14 protein-coding genes are annotated in these 14,565 nt (G+C 70.5%); 11 read left to right on the top strand and 3 right to left on the bottom strand.

Going from position 1 to position 14,565, the window contains the following annotated elements; translation table 11 throughout:
• Positions 1-6 precede the first annotated feature (6 nt).
• The 7 genes from H4Q84_RS12135 (at position 7) to H4Q84_RS12105 (ending at position 9,033) form a co-directional block, all read left to right on the top strand.
• Complete coding sequence (locus tag H4Q84_RS12135; RefSeq protein ID WP_248579357.1) at positions 7-612, top strand: TetR family transcriptional regulator; 606 nt, start codon at positions 7-9, stop codon at positions 610-612.
• Positions 609-1,394, top strand: a complete 786-nt coding sequence (locus tag H4Q84_RS12130; protein ID WP_248579356.1) for a TIGR03084 family metal-binding protein — start codon at positions 609-611, stop codon at positions 1,392-1,394. The genes H4Q84_RS12135 and H4Q84_RS12130 overlap by 4 nt, the downstream gene beginning before the upstream one ends.
• Complete coding sequence (locus H4Q84_RS12125) at positions 1,391-3,154, top strand: acyclic terpene utilization AtuA family protein (RefSeq protein WP_248579355.1); 1,764 nt, start codon at positions 1,391-1,393, stop codon at positions 3,152-3,154. Before H4Q84_RS12130 ends, H4Q84_RS12125 begins: the two co-directional genes overlap by 4 nt.
• Before the next feature lie 119 nt (positions 3,155-3,273).
• Complete coding sequence (locus H4Q84_RS12120) at positions 3,274-4,386, top strand: acyl-CoA dehydrogenase family protein (RefSeq protein ID WP_248579354.1); 1,113 nt, start codon at positions 3,274-3,276, stop codon at positions 4,384-4,386.
• A complete protein-coding gene (locus H4Q84_RS12115) occupies positions 4,383-5,966 on the top strand; it encodes a carboxyl transferase domain-containing protein (RefSeq protein ID WP_248579353.1) in 1,584 nt (527 codons plus the stop codon). The genes H4Q84_RS12120 and H4Q84_RS12115 overlap by 4 nt, the downstream gene beginning before the upstream one ends.
• Positions 5,963-7,876: a biotin carboxylase N-terminal domain-containing protein gene (locus H4Q84_RS12110; RefSeq protein ID WP_248579352.1), complete on the top strand. Its 1,914-nt coding sequence runs from the start codon at positions 5,963-5,965 to the stop codon at positions 7,874-7,876. Before H4Q84_RS12115 ends, H4Q84_RS12110 begins: the two co-directional genes overlap by 4 nt.
• Positions 7,873-9,033: an acyl-CoA dehydrogenase family protein gene (locus H4Q84_RS12105; protein WP_248579351.1), complete on the top strand. Its 1,161-nt coding sequence runs from the start codon at positions 7,873-7,875 to the stop codon at positions 9,031-9,033. Before H4Q84_RS12110 ends, H4Q84_RS12105 begins: the two co-directional genes overlap by 4 nt.
• 139 nt (positions 9,034-9,172) lie before the next feature.
• On the opposite strand, the gene H4Q84_RS12100 is transcribed toward H4Q84_RS12105, so the two are convergent.
• From H4Q84_RS12100 to H4Q84_RS12090, 3 genes are all read right to left on the bottom strand, one after another.
• On the bottom strand, positions 9,173-10,030 hold the full coding sequence (locus tag H4Q84_RS12100; protein ID WP_248579350.1) for a hypothetical protein: 858 nt from the start codon (positions 10,028-10,030) through the stop codon (positions 9,173-9,175).
• A 376-nt stretch (positions 10,031-10,406) separates the two neighbouring features.
• Positions 10,407-11,543 carry a hypothetical protein gene (locus H4Q84_RS12095; RefSeq protein WP_248579349.1) on the bottom strand — a complete coding sequence of 379 codons (1,137 nt, stop codon included), beginning with the start codon at positions 11,541-11,543 and terminating at the stop codon, positions 10,407-10,409.
• A 77-nt stretch (positions 11,544-11,620) separates the two neighbouring features.
• Entirely contained in the window at positions 11,621-12,184 is a 564-nt protein-coding gene (locus H4Q84_RS12090) for a protein-L-isoaspartate carboxylmethyltransferase (protein ID WP_248579348.1), read from the bottom strand.
• 70 nt (positions 12,185-12,254) lie between these two features.
• Here H4Q84_RS12090 and H4Q84_RS12085 point away from each other — a divergent pair, with 70 nt between their 5' ends.
• The 4 genes from H4Q84_RS12085 (at position 12,255) to H4Q84_RS12070 (ending at position 14,563) form a co-directional block, all read left to right on the top strand.
• A complete protein-coding gene (locus H4Q84_RS12085; protein ID WP_248579347.1) occupies positions 12,255-12,626 on the top strand; it encodes a PLD nuclease N-terminal domain-containing protein in 372 nt (123 codons plus the stop codon).
• A gap of 67 nt (positions 12,627-12,693) precedes the next feature.
• Positions 12,694-13,161: a phage holin family protein gene (locus tag H4Q84_RS12080; RefSeq protein ID WP_248579346.1), complete on the top strand. Its 468-nt coding sequence runs from the start codon at positions 12,694-12,696 to the stop codon at positions 13,159-13,161.
• Positions 13,158-13,448 carry a DUF3618 domain-containing protein gene (locus H4Q84_RS12075; protein ID WP_248579345.1) on the top strand — a complete coding sequence of 97 codons (291 nt, stop codon included), beginning with the start codon at positions 13,158-13,160 and terminating at the stop codon, positions 13,446-13,448. Before H4Q84_RS12080 ends, H4Q84_RS12075 begins: the two co-directional genes overlap by 4 nt.
• Positions 13,445-14,563: a YihY/virulence factor BrkB family protein gene (locus tag H4Q84_RS12070; protein ID WP_248579344.1), complete on the top strand. Its 1,119-nt coding sequence runs from the start codon at positions 13,445-13,447 to the stop codon at positions 14,561-14,563. The genes H4Q84_RS12075 and H4Q84_RS12070 overlap by 4 nt, the downstream gene beginning before the upstream one ends.
• Positions 14,564-14,565 lie beyond the last annotated feature (2 nt).

The raw sequence follows: 14,565 nt of genomic DNA, 5'->3' as shown, positions 1-14,565 counted from the left end.
GGCCGGGTGACGACCACCCGCGTGCCGCAGGAGGAACGCACCCGCGCCATGCGGGCGCGGCTGCTCGAGGCGACGGTGGAGTGCCTGGTCGACCACGGCTTCAGCAGTACGTCGACCACGCTGGTCAGCGAGCGCGCGGGTGTCTCCCGGGGTGCCCAACTCCACCACTTCCCGACGAAGAACGACCTGGTCCTCGCCGCGGTCGAGCACATCACCGCCCTGCGCGGCGCCGAGCTGGAGGCCGCGCTGACAAGCGTGCCGGCCGGGCCGCGGCGTACTCGTCAGGTCCTGCGGGTGCTCGCCGACCACTTCACGTCGCCGGTCTTCACCGCCGCGTTGGAGCTGTGGGTCGCGGCCCGCACCGACGAGCAGCTGCTCGCCGCGGTCGCGCCGCTCGAGCAGCGCGTCGGCCGCGAGGCGCACCGGCTGACCGTGCTGGCCCTCGGTGCCGACGAGTCGAAGCCGGGCGTGCGCGAGCTCGTGCAGGCCACCCTCGACCTGGTGCGCGGCCTCGGGCTGGCCACCACGATCACCGACGACACCCGGCGCCGCGGGCGCATCCTCGACCAGTGGGCGGTCACCCTCGATGCCGCCCTCAAGGAGACCCTGTGAAGTCAGTCCTCGACGGCGTGATCGCCGACCTCGCCATCGAGGGGCAGCGGCTGGACACCGTCGTCGCCGCGCTCGACGCCGACGGTTGGCGCACGCCCACTACGGCTGCCGGCTGGGACATCGCCGCGCAGATCTCGCACCTGGCCTGGACCGACGAGGTGGCGGTGGCCGCCGCCACCGACAAGGCTGCGTGGGACGAGGTCGTCACGGAGGCGATCGCGGACCCCGGCGGCTACATCGACGCCGAGGCGCTGGCCGGCACCCTGGTCGAGCCCGGCGAGCTGCTGCTGCGCTGGCGCGCCGCGCGGGGTGACCTGGTCGAGGCGCTGCGGGCCCAGCCCGACGGCCAGAAGATCCCGTGGTTCGGACCGCCGATGTCGGCCGCCTCGATGGCGACCGCGCGCTTCATGGAGACCTGGGCGCACTCGCTCGACGTGCACGAGGCGCTCGGCGTCGAGCCTGAGATCACCGACCGGATCCGCCACGTCGCCCACCTCGCCGTACGCACCCGCAACTTCTCGTTCGTCACCAACGGCCTCGACGCTCCGGCCGAGGAGTTCCGGATCGACCTGGTCTCGCCGTCGGAGGACGTGTGGAGCTACGGGCCGGAGGACGCCGCGCAAACTGTGACCGGCTCGGCGTACGACCTCTGCCTGCTCGCCACCCAGCGCATCCACCGCGACGACACCGACCTGGTGGCCAGCGGAGCCGACGCCGAGGCGTGGCTCGGGATCGCGCAGTGCTTCGCCGGGCAACCTGGTGAGGGTCGGGCGACGCGATGACGCTGCGGATCGGGAACTGCTCGGGCTTCTACGGCGACCGGCTGGGCGCCATGCGCGAGATGATCGAAGGCGGGCAGCTGGACGTGGTCACCGGTGACTACCTGGCCGAGCTGACCATGCTGATCCTCGGCAAGGACCAGCTCAAGGACCCCTCTCTCGGCTACGCGCGCACGTTCGTGCGGCAGGTCGAGGACTGTCTCGGGCTCGCGCTGGAGAGCGGAGTGCGCCTCGTCGCCAACGCCGGCGGCCTCAACCCGGCCGGCCTCGCCGACAAGCTGGGCGAGGTCGCCCGCGGGCTCGGGCTCGACCCGGCGATCTCCCATGTCGAAGGCGACGACGTGCGAGCCATCGGATTCGCCAACGCGCTGACCGCGAACGCCTACCTGGGCGGCTTCGGCATCGCCTCCGCCCTCACCGCGGGCGCCGACATCGTCGTCACCGGTCGCGTCACCGACGCCTCTCTGGTCGTCGGACCGGCGGTCGCGCACTTCGGCTGGACCCGCACGTCGTACGACGAGCTGGCCGGCGCCGTCGTCGCCGGGCACGTCCTCGAGTGCGGCGCGCAGGCCACCGGCGGCAACTTCTCCGGCTTCCTCAAGCTGAATCGCACTCGCCCGCTGGGCTTCCCGCTCGCCGAGATCGCGGCCGACGGCTCGAGCGTGATCACCAAGCACGACGGCACCGGCGGCGCGGTGACCGTCGACACCGTGACGGCGCAGCTGGTCTACGAGATCCAGTCGACGCACTACCTCGGGCCCGACGTGACGACTCACCTCGACACCGTCGAGCTCGCGCAGGAGGGCGCCGACCGCGTCGCGATCAGCGGCGTGCGCGGCTCCGCCCCGCCGTCGCGGCTGAAGGTCTGCGTCAACGAGCTCGGCGGCTATCGCAACCAGGCCGAGTTCGTGCTGACCGGACTGGACATCGACGCCAAGGCTGCCTGGGTGCGCGAGCAGCTCGGGCCGGTCCTCACCTGCGACACGGTGGCCTGGACGACGCCGTCCGCGCCGGCCGCCGACGCAGACACCGAGGAAGCCGCGTCGGTCGTGCTGCGGTGCACGGTCCAGGACCCGAAGCCCGGGCCGGTCGGCCGGGCGTTCACTGCCGCCACCGTCGAGATCGCGCTGGCGTCGTACCCCGGCTTCACGATGACGGCCCCGCCCGCCCAGCCCACGCCGTACGGCATCTATCGCGCCGAGTACGTCGACCGCGGCCGGGTCGAGCACACGGTCGTGCACGCCGACGGCACCCGCGAGGTGGTCGCCGATGCGACCGACTTCGGCACCGACGACCCGGGCCGGGGTCGCCGACCGTCGCCGTACCCCGCGCCCACCGACACGCGTACTCGCCGGCTGCCGCTCGGCACGTTCGTGCACGCTCGGTCGGGTGACAAGGGCGGCGACGCCAATCTGGGGCTGTGGGTTGCTCATGAATCCCCGGTCGACCGGGGATCCCTGAACATGACGGGGCGTGCACGGCCCGACAAGTTCAGGGAAGGGCCGACAAGTTCGCTGTACGACCGCCGCGTGACGTGGCTGACCAAGCTGATCACCCCGCAGAAGGTGCGCGAGCTGATCCCAGAAGCGGCCGACCTCGAGATCGACGTCTACAACCTGCCCAACCTCGGCGCCGTCAACGTGGTGATCCGCGGGCTGCTGGGTGCCGGCGTCGCCGCGTCGACCCGCTTCGACCCGCAGGCCAAGGGGCTGGGCGAGTGGGTGCGGTCGCGGTTGGTGCAGGTCGAGGAGGGATTGGCGTGACCGAGCAAGAGATCGCGAGGAACGAGCGAGCTGCGTCGCGAGGGCAGGTAGAGCAAGCCCCGCGGCCGAGGGACGAGGTCGCGACGGGCGCGTCGAAACCAGCGTCCGAGACCAGGGCTTTGCGTGACAGTGCCGCCGAGTTCGTCCGCCGCGAGATCACCCCGCACCTCCAAGAGTGGGAGGACGCCGGCGAGGTGCCGCGCGCCCTCCACCTGGCGGCCGCACGCCAGGGCCTGCTCGGCCTCGCCTTTCCCGAGGAGGTCGGCGGCCAGGGCGGCACGCTGGCCGACAGCGTCGCGATGCAGGAGGCCTTCTTCGAGGCCGGTGCGTCCAGCGGGCTGATGGCGGCGCTCTTCACCAGCGGCATCGCGCTGCCGCATATCGCAGCGTCGGGCAACGCCGACCTTGTCGACCGGTTCGTCCGGCCGACACTCGCCGGCGAGAAGATCGGGGCGCTGGCGGTCACCGAGCCGGGCGGCGGATCCGACGTCGCGTCGATCCGGACCAGCGCGGTCCTCGACGGTGATCTGTACGTCGTCAACGGCGCCAAGACCTTCATCACCTCCGGCGTCCGCGCCGACTTCGTCACCACCGCCGTGCGCACTGGCGGCCCGGGACACGCCGGCCTCAGCCTGCTCGTCGTCGAGAAGGGCACGCCCGGCTTCACCGTCGACCGCGGCCTGGCCAAGATGGGCTGGCACTGCAGCGACACCGCCGAGCTGTCGTACGTCGACGTGCGGGTGCCGGTCGCCAACGTGGTCGGTGCGCCGGACACCGGGTTCGCGCAGATCGCCCAGCAGTTCGTGGTCGAGCGCATCGCTCTGGCCGTGCACGCCTACGGCATTGCCGCTCGCTCACTCGAGCTCACCGCGGCGTACTGCCGGGACCGCGAGACGTTCGGCAAGCCGCTCATCGCGCGGCAGGTGGTGCGCCACACGCTCGTCGAGATGCACCGGCAGGTCGAGGTGGCGCGCTCCTACGCCCGGTCGATCGCCGCGCGGCACGACGCCGGCGAGGACGTCGTAGCCGAGGCGTGCCTGGCCAAGCAGACCGCGTGCGACGCCGCGACGTACGTCTGCAACGAAGCCGTGCAGCTGCACGGCGGGGCGGGATACATGCATGGGACCGAGGTCGAGCGGCACTACCGCGACGCCCGCATCCTGCCGATCGGAGGAGGTGCGACCGAGGTGCTGACCGACCTGGCCGCGAGGCTGTTGGGGTACGCCTCATGACCGCCAACAGGCAGGCGATGCTCACCAAGCTCGCCGATCTCGACACCGAGCACGCGAAGGCGGTGGCCGGTGGCGGTGACAAGTACGTCGCCCGCCACCACGCCCGCGGCAAGCTGCTGCCCCGCGAGCGGATCGAGCTGCTCGTCGACGAGGGTTCGGCGTTCCTCGAGCTCTCGCCGCTGGCCGGGTGGGGCTCCGACTTCGCCGTCGGCGCGAGCCTGGTCACCGGCATCGGCGTGGTCGAGGGCGTGGAGTGCATGATCACCGCCAACGACCCGACGGTGAAGGGTGGCGCGAGCAACCCGTGGACGGTCAAGAAGGGCTTCCGGGCCGCGCAGATCGCCGCCGAGAACGGACTGCCCACCATCTCGCTCGTCGAGTCCGGCGGCGCCGATCTGCCCACGCAGAGGGAGATCTTCATCCCCGGCGGCAAGGTCTTCCGCGACCTCACCCGGTCCAGCGCCGCGAAGGTGCCGACCGTCGCGCTGGTCTTCGGCAACTCCACCGCCGGCGGGGCGTACGTGCCGGGTATGAGCGACTACACGGTGATGGTCAAGGAGCAGGCCAAGGTCTTCCTCGGTGGCCCGCCGCTGGTGAAGATGGCGACCGGCGAGGAGTCCGACGACGAGTCGCTCGGTGGCGCCGAGATGCACGCTCGCATTTCTGGTCTCGCTGACTATCTGGCACAGGACGAGCGCGACGCGATCCGGATCGGCCGGCGGATCATCGCGCGGCTGAACTGGCGCAAGGCGGTGGTCTCGACCGCCGAGTTCTCCGAGCCGGACGCCGACCCCGACGGCCTCCTCGACCTCATCCCCGTCGACCTCAAGGAACCGTTCGACCCCCGCGAGGTGATCGCCCGGATCTGCGATGGCGTCGGCCCCGCCAACGGCGTGGTCCTCGACGAGTTCAAGCCGCTGTACGGCGCCTCGCTGGTCACCGGCTGGGCGAAGCTGCACGGGCATCAGATCGGCATCCTCGCCAACGCCCAGGGCGTGCTGTTCAGCGAGGAGGCCCAGAAGGCGACGCAGTTCATCCAGCTCGCCAACCAGATCGACGTGCCGCTCCTCTTTCTGCACAACACGACCGGCTACATGGTCGGCAAGGAGTACGAGCAGGGCGGCATCATCAAGCACGGCGCCCAGATGATCAATGCCGTCTCCAACAGCCGGGTGCCGCACCTCAGCGTGATCATGGGTGCGTCGTACGGCGCCGGCAACTACGGCATGAACGGCCGCGCCTACGACCCGCGCTTCCTCTTCACCTGGCCGAGCGCGAAATCGGCGGTGATGGGTCCGGCGCAGCTCGCGGGCGTGCTGTCACTGGTCGCGCGCGCGGCCGCGGAGGCCATACAGCTGCAGGGGGGGCCGGCGTACGACGAGGAGGCCGACGCCGGCATGCGCGTCTTCATCGAGCAGAGCATCGAGGAACAGAGCCTGCCGCTCTTCCTCTCCGGGATGTTGTACGACGACGGCGTGATCGATCCGCGGGACACCCGCACCGTGCTGGGCATCTGCCTGTCGGTGATCGACACCATGCCGTACGCCGGCACCGACCGATTCGGGGTGTTCCGGACATGATCACCCGCCTCCTCGTCGCCAACCGCGCCGAGATCGCCAGCCGCGTCTTCCGCACCTGTCGCCGTCTCGGCATCGAGACCGTGGCCGTGCACTCCGACGCCGATGCGGCGTTGCCGTACGTGCGCGAGGCCGACCACGCCGCGCAACTGCCCGGCAACGCCCCTGCCGACACCTACCTGCGCATCGACCTGGTGCTCGACGCCGCGCGCAGAAGTGGGGCCGACGCGATCCACCCGGGCTACGGCTTCCTGTCCGAGAACGCCGACTTCGCGCGCGCCGTGATCGACGCCGGGCTGACGTGGATAGGGCCCCACCCCGACGCGATCGAGCAGATGGGTTCGAAGATCGAGTCGAAGAAGCTCATGGACGCAGCGGGTGTGCCGGTCCTCACCAACCACGCGGTCGACACCGCCACCGAGGCCGACCTGCCGCTGATCGTGAAGGCCTCCGCGGGTGGAGGTGGTCGCGGCATGCGGATCGTGCGGGCGCTGGCGGACCTGCCTGGCGAGATCGCGAGGGCATCCGACGAGGCTGCCTCCGCGTTCGGCGACGGCACCGTCTTCGTCGAGACCTACGTCGAGCGCGGGCGCCACGTCGAGGTGCAGGTCCTCGGGCACCGCGACGGCGTCCTGGTCCTGGGCGAGCGGGACTGCTCGATCCAGCGGCGCCACCAGAAGGTCGTCGAGGAGGCGCCTGCGCCCAGCCTGCCCGAGCCCACCCGGGCAGCGCTCCACGAAGCGGCGCGAGCTGCTGCTGCGGCGATCGACTACCGCGGCGCCGGCACCGTCGAGTTCCTGTACGACGCCGCGACCGACCGCTTCTTCTTCCTCGAGATGAACACCCGCCTGCAGGTCGAGCACCCGGTCACCGAGCTGGTGCACGGCGTCGACCTGGTCGATCTCCAGATCGCTGTGGCTGAAGACCGGGCGTTCGACCCACGTGTCTTAGGCGAAACCGACGGCCACGCCATCGAGGTCAGGCTGTACGCCGAGGACCCGGCCGCCGGCTACCAGCCGCAGAGCGGCGTGCTGACGACCTTCGAGATCCCCGGGGGCGACGGCATCCGGGTCGACACGGGCTTCGAGTCCGGGTCGGAGGTGTCCACCCACTACGACGCGATGCTGGCCAAGGTGATCGCGCACGCGCCCGACCGGCGTACGGCGACGCGGAAGCTGGCCGGAGTGCTGCGGCGGGCCCGCATCCACGGCCTGGTCACCAACCGCGACCAGCTCGTGCAGATCCTCACGTCACCGGAGTTCATCGACGAACAGATCAGCACGGCGTTCCTCGACGAGTGCCCGATCGTCCCTCCCGCGCGCGACCCGGGGGCGGCCGTGGCTGCGACGGTCGCGCTCGCCGAACTGGCCGGAGAGGCCAGGGCGGTCCAGCGCGGCATCCCGGTGGCCTGGCGCAGCGTCGTGTCGCAGCCGCAGCGCACCGAGTTCGAGGGTGACCTCGTCGTCGAGTGGCTCGGCGGCCGTGGCTACACCGTCGACGGGTTCTCGGTGGTGGCGGCGAGCACCACGTCGGTGACGCTCGAGGCCGACGGTGTCGCCACGACGTACGACGTGGCGGTCAGCGGTCTGGCCGTTGATGTGGACTCGCCCGGCGGGCACGTGCGGCTCATCCGGGTGCCGAGATTCACCGACCCGGCCGACGCGATCGCGAGCGGGTCACTGCTCGCGCCGATGCCGGGCACCGTCGTGAAGGTGGCGGTCGAGCGGGGGGCGAGCGTGGCCGCGGGCGACGTCGTACTCGTGCTCGAAGCCATGAAGATGCAGCACACCGTGAGCGCGCCGACCGAAGGCACGGTCACCGAAGTCAACGTCCAGCAGGGATCCCAGGTCGCCGCGGGCGACGTACTGGCTGTGGTCTCGACAGGCTCGACCGACGAAATGGAGAACCCATGAGCACGTTCACCGAGTCCGACGAGCGCCGCGAGCTGCGCAAGCAGGTCGCCAAGCTGGCCGGCAAGTACGGCCGCGAGTGGTTCACCGAGAAGGCCCGCGCCGGCGAGAAGACGACCGAGCTGTGGATGGAGATCGCGCGCAACGGCTACCTCGGCATCAACATCCCCGAGGAGTACGGCGGCGGCGGTGGTGGCATCGGCGACGTGGCCGCGGTGTGCGAGGAGCTGGCTGCGCAGGGCTGCCCGCTGCTGCTGATGGTCGTCAGCCCGGCGATCTGCGGCACGATCATCACCCGCTACGGGTCGACTGGGCAGAAGCAGAAGTGGCTGCCGGGCATCGCCGACGGCACCGGCACGATGGCGTTCGCGATCACCGAGCCCGACGCCGGCACCAACACCCACAACATCACCACCACCGCGCGCCGCGACGGCGACGAGTGGCTGCTGTCGGGCCGGAAGATCTACATCTCCGGTGTCGACGAGGCCGACAACGTGCTCGTCGTGGCCCGCACCGAGGACGCCAAGACGGGCAAGCTCAAGCCGTGCCTGTTCGTGGTGCCGACCGACGCCGAGGGTTTCGAGGCGAGATCGATCCCGATGGAGATCGTGTCGCCGGAGCTGCAGTTCCAGGTGTTCCTCGACGACGTCCGGCTGCCCGCCGACTCTCTCGTCGGTGACGAGAACGCCGGGCTCGTTCAGCTCTTCGCCGGGCTCAACCCCGAACGGATCATGGCGGCGTCCTTCTCGACCGGCCTGGCGCGCTTCGCGCTCGACCGGGCCGCGGCGTACGCCAAGGAGCGCGTGGTCTTCCAGGTGCCGATCGGCTCCCACCAGGCCATCGCGCACCCGCTCGCGCAGTCGCACATCGAGATCGAGCTGGCCCGGCTGATGACGCAGAAGGCGGCCGCGCTGTACGACGCCGGCGACGACATGGCGGCGGGCGAGGCGGCCAACATGGCGAAGTACGCCGCCGCCGAGGCCGCCTGCGACGCCGCCGACCGTGCGGTGCAGGCGCACGGCGGCAACGGCATCACGCAGGAGTACGGCATGGCCGGCCTGCTGGTCGCCACCCGCGCGGGCCGGATCGCGCCGGTGAGCCGCGAGATGATCCTGAACTTCGTGGCCATGCACTCGCTGGGGCTGCCGAAGTCCTACTGAGCCGCTCCCATTCGTTGGTCGGGTAGCCGCGAGGAACGAGCGGCGTATCGAGACCCGTCCGTCCGTTGGTCCGATGGTCGACTACTGGATGGGACGCGACCGGGCCTCGACCGCCGGGTGTGCGCGAGAAGGCGCAGCCTCAGTCAGGAGATGCAGCGGGCAGCAGTGCAGGACTTTCAGCGGCGTTGTGCTCAACTGCCGGTCCATCGAACACACCATCGGTGGCAGGTAGGGCGAGACGGCTGCTGTCGCAGGAACCCGTCCCACTGGAGGCACTGCCTGCCACTCCAGCCACGGCGTGGTCCCGATCGACGCCGAACAGCAGGCGACCGGTCACAGGGTTCGCCTGTGTGCCTTCCACGGAACCTGTGGAGCGGTCTGACGATGTCGTCTCCGGCCGGTCAGCGGGTGCCAGAATCGCTCCGGTCGTCGATACTGATGCGGAGCGGGCCGTGTGCTGCCTCTTTGCAGCTGCCCGGCCCTCGGCTACGGCGCCCTCAGGCGCGCGCGAGTTGCGGTGCCACGTGGGTGCGGCGTCCTGCTCGACGGTCACAGTCGCCGAGATCTGCTGCGCCGAGTCGCTCGTGGCGGCGGCGGTCTGCCCGGCCTCGATGTCGTCCATGGCGTCGGTTGTCGGGACCACAACCTCCTTGGCCTGGCCGGGGAGAGCATGACCCACAGTGCCTCGACCGCCTTCGGCGATCGGCCCGACCAGCGAGATCGTGCCGAGATGTTCGTCGGTGGTCACGACCACGCTCTGCGTCGTCTCGGCGACGGTTGTCTTCGCATCGCTCGGCACATCGGCGATCGCCGTGGCCCTCTCGGTCACGTCGGCGACGACATCGCCGACCAGTGACACCCCACCGCCGAGCGGCGATGAGTCGTCAGTGTGCGATGGCGCGGCCGTGGCCAGCAACCAGAGCAGGAGGCCGGCACCCAGCAGCAGGACATAACCCAGGACGCGTGGTCCCGGGATCGTCGCCGCTCGCCGGTCCATGTCGCCCACCCTCGTTCGGGTTCATCGCGATGGCTGGAAACCTCCAGTCAGATCCATAACGACTGCGGACGTGGAGCGACACGAAGTGTGATGTAGATCACACGTGTCCGTTCTCAAATGTTTGGCCGACAAGTGCTAGGGCAACCACTCGCAGCGGCGTCGCGCCGCCGCTCAGGCCAATGTGTCGGTGCCACGTGGCAGGCTGATGCCGTGGCTGAGCGAGCGTTGGTGCCGAGCGAGACGGTGCGCCGCCTCGACGCGATCATGACTGGCTTCCCCGAGTGCCGCCAGGAGGATGCCTGGGTCGGTGTTCGATGGCGGGTGGGCTCGGCGACGGTCGCCCATGTCTTCGGTGGTGAGGACCAGCTGTTCCGGATCACGTTCCGGGCAGAGGCCGACGAGGTGATGGCCTTCGAGCACCTCGGGCCGCCGTACTTCCGCGGCCAGTGGGGGAGCCAACGTGGTCGGCCTCCTGCTCGACGACACCACCGACTGGGTGGAGCTGAAGGAGCTGCTGACCGATTCCTACTGCCTCCTTGCACCCGCGAAGCTGGTCAACCAGGTGCCGCGGCCCGGCTAGTCGCTCACGGGCGAGTCGAGCCGCCTGCTCGAGCACGGCCATCACCTCGGGCGCGGCCTGCCACATGGCGTCGGGGTCACTACGGGAGTGCGTCGGTGTGCGGGGTGGATAGAAGTGGCTGCACTGGCCCGAGAGCTGGATGTGGTCACCCCATGCGTTATGGCCGCGGATCATCGTGGCCGAAAGCAGGGGCGGACAGTCCACCCCCGGCATCGACCCGGTGTCCGCGTAGTCGGAGTTGATCGCGGCCACCACGGAGGCGTCGAGCCGCACCTCGCGCCAGTGGGAGACGCCCTCGTGCAGGCCGTCGAAGACGCACAAGACAGCGGTGACCAGCCCCGGAGGCCGGGAGAGTCGAAGGGGCGAGGCAGGCGGCACTGGATTGATGTCGCAGTCTGGCGCCTCGCCGACTGACGGCGGGGTTGTGGCGGCGCGTTGGGCCGCAAGCGCCGCCTCGAACGCGACGGCAACGGGAGTCCCGGCTCCGCGCGTGTCCGAGGGCCCCAGTGAGAGCTCCCGGCAGCCGCCCAGGTTGAAGGATGCGGCCCGCGCATCTCCGTCGGGATAGGTGAACCAGTAGACGATGGTGTAGCCGCCGTCGGCCGGGCAGACGCTGTTGAAGGGGTCCCACTCAGGCAGCGAGTTGACCACGTCGACCACGTCCTCTACCCCGTCAGTCAACGCATCGACCGGTGGCACGAAGCCGACGCGCGTACCCATCAGCGTGCCCGGACACAGCCGGACGCTGACGGCTCCGGCAGGTAGGGGGCCGTCGGCGTACCGCAGTGGGGCGTTCGCGGGCGGGCAACCGGCCTCGATTCCGGCAGGGATCGGAGGCTGGTCGGGCAGCGCCTGTGGCGCCGGCGACTCGCTGCCGCACCCCGCGAGCAGCACCACCGCCAGGAGTCCCGGCACTCCGCGAGTCCACGTCATGACGACATGGTGCTCATCGGTCGACCTGCCTGCCAGCGACCTCGCGACAACGAGTCCCAATCGTTGCCGCGTGGTGCCTACGACGACCGCAGCGGCACGAACCGGTAGCGCCCGTGCTCGCTCACCTCGACGTCAGGACCGGCGCGTCGTACGCGCAGCATCACGCCGGCCACCGGGATCACCAGCACTCCGTCGTCTGCGAGCTGGCCGACGAGCTCGTCCGGCAGCGAGTCGGGCTCGGCCGACACCAGCACCCGGTCGTACGGCGCCCGGTCCGGCACGCCGAGGACCCCCGGCGCAGCCGGCGAGATGGACGCCCACGGCTGACCCGTGGCGGCCAGGTTGGCGGCTCCGAATGTCACGAGGGTCGGCTCCAGCTCGACGCCGATGACCGACCCGGTGGGGCCGACCAGATGCGCGAGCAGGGCGGTGGTCCACCCCGAGCCGGACCCCACGTCGAGCACCCTCTGGCCGGGCTGCACGTCAAGCAGCCGCACCATCGCCTCGACGGTGCGCGGCTGGGAGTTGGTCTGGCCGCAGCCGATCGCGAGCGGGCCGTCGTACTCGACGCGATGCCGCGCCGCCGGCGGCAGGAAGCTCACGCGTGGCACGGCCGCGAAAGCTGCCCGGACGGCGTCCATGTCGCCGAGTCAACCACGCACTTAACCGAAACCGCGGCGGCGCAGGCCCGCGATGCCACACACTGTCGCCATGTTGAAGGTCGAGCTGCTCATCAGCCTTGGCGGGTTTGCCCTCTGGCTGTTCTGCCTGATCGACGTCGTCGGCACCGACACCGGCCGGGTACGCAACCTGCCGAAGCTCTGGTGGCTGCTCATCGTGCTGTTCTTCCCGTTCATCGGCTCGATCGCGTGGCTGGTCGCCGGCCGTCCGGAGGGCCGGGCCGCCGGTCACCACGGTCGCCCGGCCTTCCCGGAGTACGACCGGCCGGGCCGGTTCGCCGCGACCGACGACAGCTTGGACGAGGAGTTCCTGCGCGGGGTGCGCGAGCGCGCCGAGGAGCAGCGTCGCCGCTACGACGCCGAGCGCCGCAAGAAGCAGCAGCCGGACGACGACTCCGCCTGACGTGCGCTGACGTCCGGCGGTTCGGTCGCCAGCGAATGAGGACGCGAGGTTTTGGGCACCGGGCGACATGACCGACACACCCGATATCGACAGCGGACCCATCGAACCGTCGAGCAGCGCCGCGCGGGCGACCGCGTCGGTGCCCGACGCGTCCGACGCCACCACCGGCCAGCTGGTCTCCCGCCTGTCCCAGGAGGTCTCGGAGCTCGTGCGCGGCGAGCTCCAGCTCGCCAAGGTCGAGATGACAGGTAAGGCCAAGGCAGCCGGCATCGGCGCCGGCCTGTTCGGCGGCGCCGGCGTCATCGCGCTGTACGGCCTCGGCGTACTCATCGCGACCGTGATCCTGGCGCTCTCCCTCGTGCTCGATGCGTGGCTGGCGGCGCTCATCGTCGCCGTCGTGCTGTTCGCCGTGGCCGGCGTGACCGCCCTGATGGGAAAGAAGCGGGTGCAGGAGGCCGCTCCGGTCACGCCGACCGAGACGGTCGACAGCGTCAAGAAGGACGTCCGAGCCGTGAAGGGAGCCCGCAAGCGATGAGCCAGCCCACAGACCAGACACCCGGTGTCGACGAGATCGAGGCCGACATCGCCCGCACGCGTGAGCAGCTGGCCACCACGGTCGACGAGCTCACGGGCCGCCTCGATGTGAAGTCACGCGTCAAGGGCCGGGTCGAGCAGACGAAGCAGGACGCGGCGCGCCGCGTGCACGTGGCGCGCGACAAGGCCACGGACCCAGATGGCCGGCCGACTCCGCCGGCCATCGCCGGAGCCGTGGCAGCCGTGGCCCTGGTGGCCCTCGTCGTCTGGTGGCGCAGGCGCCGATGAAGCTGCCGTTCGGCTCGCGCCGGCCCCACGACGAGGCACCGAGCGAGGAGCAGCCCACCTCTGCCGCCACCGTCACTGAGGAGAAGGAGCACACCGCCCCGGATCCGGAGGCGCCGTACAAGCCGGACTCGCCCGCGGATCTGAAGAAGCCGTCGTGGGTCTACGTGCTCCGCAAGACGGTGCGCGAGTTCTCCGACGACCAGTGCACCGACCTGGCGGCAGCGCTGACCTACTACGCCGTGCTCGCCCTGTTCCCGGCAGCGATCGCGTTGCTCTCGCTCGTCGGCTTGGTGGGACAGGGTCAGCAGACGGTCGACACCTTGCTGCAGATCCTGCGCGACGTCGGCGCCTCCTCGGCCGCGGACACCCTAGAGCCGACGCTCAGCCAGCTCGCGACCACACAGAGCGCCGGTCTCGCGCTGGTGATCGGCCTGGCGACCGCGCTCTGGTCGGCGTCGGGGTACGTCGGCGCGTTCGGGCGCGGCATGAACCGCATCTACGAGGTCGGCGAGGGTCGGCCGATCTGGAAGCTTCGCCCGGCCATGCTCCTGGTCACCCTCGTCACCGTGCTCCTGGTCGCGGTGGTCGCGCTGGGGCTGGTGGTCACCGGACCGGCTGCCGACGCGGTGGGCAACGCGATCGGACTCGACTCGACCGTCGTGACGGTGTGGAACATCGCGAAGTGGCCGGTGCTGATGGCTGTCGTCGTACTCATCGTCGCGCTGCTCTACTACGCGACGCCCAACGTCCAGCAGCCGAAGTTCCGCTGGATCAGCGTCGGCGCCTTCGTCGCCATCCTCGTATGGGTGGTGGCGTCCGCGGCGTTCGGCTTCTACGTCGCGAACTTCTCCAGCTACGACAAGACCTACGGCTCGTTGGCCGGGGTCATCGCGTTCCTGCTGTGGCTGTGGATCACCAACCTCGCGCTGCTCTTCGGTGCCGAGCTCGACGCCGAGCTCGAGCGTGGTCGCCAGCTTCAGGCCGGCATCGCCGCCGAGGAGACGATCCAGCTTCCTCCGCGCGACACGCGCAAGACCGAGAAGACCGCGGCCAAGGAGCGTGACGACATCGAGCGTGGGCGTCGACTGCGCCTGTCCCGCGGTCGGCGCCAGTAGAA

This window comes from Nocardioides sp. InS609-2, assembly GCF_023208195.1.
In the GTDB taxonomy this organism is placed as follows: Bacteria; Actinomycetota; Actinomycetes; order Propionibacteriales; family Nocardioidaceae; genus Nocardioides.
Note: the sequence above shows the minus strand (reverse complement) of the source record. Positions and strands in the feature narration are given on the sequence as shown.